This is a genomic window from Janibacter sp. GXQ6167, from assembly GCF_041365945.1.
Lineage (GTDB): Bacteria > Actinomycetota > Actinomycetes > Actinomycetales > Dermatophilaceae > JBGFSK01.
The window spans coordinates 1-1,720 of the sequence record NZ_JBGFSK010000023.1 but is presented as its reverse complement, the minus strand read 5'-3'; the positions used below and the strand labels follow the sequence as shown (position 1 = coordinate 1,720).

The following is a 1,720-nucleotide window of genomic DNA, read 5'->3' as shown; positions in this document are numbered from 1 at the left end:
CAAACAAAGTGTGCAACGTTTCGTCTACGGGGGTAACACCCTCTATGCCGAGCCATTCAAGACCCTTCGACTACACCACACATTTCTTACTTCGCGTCACCATGTCAGTGATGACCATGCCGCTCCCACGACCCCGACCGTGCAACCCCTGACAGGTATCACACACGACCGGTTTAGCCTCATCCGCTTTCGCTCGCCACTACTCACGGAATCGCGGTTGCTTTCTCTTCCTGTGGGTACTGAGATGTTTCACTTCCCCACGTTCCCTCTACCCGACCTATATATTCAGTCGGGAGTGACTAGGCTTTAACCCAGCCGGGTTTCCCCATTCGGAAATCCTCGGATCACAGTCTGGTTATCGACTCCCCGAGGCTTATCGCAGATTCCTACGTCCTTCTTCGGTTCCTGGTGCCAAGGCATCCACCGTGCGCCCTTAAAAACTTAAAAGCCACAAAGATAAGATGCTCGCGTCCACTGTTCAGTTCTCAACATACACACAACCACCACCAACCATCCCACCAAACCCACCACCACCATCCCCGAGAGACAAGCCCTCACGAGATGATCGTGCTAGTGGTATGAGACGCCACGCGGCAGTCACACACAACAAGAACCCACCACACCAACTACCCACCAGAATCCCCCACACGAAGCGTGCACGAGATCTAGCGGTCAGCTAGTGGTGCGAATCCTCAGGACCCAACAACGTGCCATCGACGCCACACCAGCCCTGTCCCCTACCGGCCCGATCCACACACCCACACCCACCACACACCCTCAAAAAGGTCCGTGACTTGTGTGCGTGTCGTACGGGGGCCACCAGGAAACACTGGTCAACGCCACCAACTATCGATGTTCCACCCATGAGCACCCGCCGGCACCACACTCGGGCACCAGAAACGGGCTTATCTGTGCTCCTTAGAAAGGAGGTGATCCAGCCGCACCTTCCGGTACGGCTACCTTGTTACGACTTAGTCCCAATCGCCAGTCCCACCTTCGACGGCTCCCCCCACAAGGGTTAGGCCACCGGCTTCGGGTGTTACCAACTTTCGTGACTTGACGGGCGGTGTGTACAAGGCCCGGGAACGTATTCACCGCAGCGTTGCTGATCTGCGATTACTAGCGACTCCGACTTCATGGGGTCGAGTTGCAGACCCCAATCCGAACTGAGACCGGTTTTTTGGGATTCGCTCCACCTTACGGTATCGCAGCCCTCTGTACCGGCCATTGTAGCATGCGTGAAGCCCAAGACATAAGGGGCATGATGATTTGACGTCATCCCCACCTTCCTCCGAGTTGACCCCGGCAGTCTCCTATGAGTCCCCACCATTACGTGCTGGCAACATAGAACGAGGGTTGCGCTCGTTGCGGGACTTAACCCAACATCTCACGACACGAGCTGACGACAACCATGCACCACCTGTACACCAGTCCAAAAGGAAAACAACATCTCTGCTGCGATCCGGTGTATGTCAAGCCTTGGTAAGGTTCTTCGCGTTGCATCGAATTAATCCGCATGCTCCGCCGCTTGTGCGGGCCCCCGTCAATTCCTTTGAGTTTTAGCCTTGCGGCCGTACTCCCCAGGCGGGGCGCTTAATGCGTTAGCTGCGGCACGGAACTCGTGGAATGAGTCCCACACCTAGCGCCCAACGTTTACGGCATGGACTACCAGGGTATCTAATCCTGTTCGCTCCCCATGCTTTCGCTTCTCAGCGTCAGT

Annotated in this window: 2 rRNA genes; both read right to left on the bottom strand. The window is 56.0% G+C overall.

Annotation, left to right across the window (positions count from 1 at the left end):
- Positions 1-447: ribosomal RNA gene (locus AB8K43_RS15415) — 23S ribosomal RNA — on the bottom strand; the annotation flags it as partial.
- Between the two features lie 475 nt (positions 448-922).
- Positions 923-1,720 (bottom strand): 16S ribosomal RNA (locus tag AB8K43_RS15410); the annotation flags it as partial.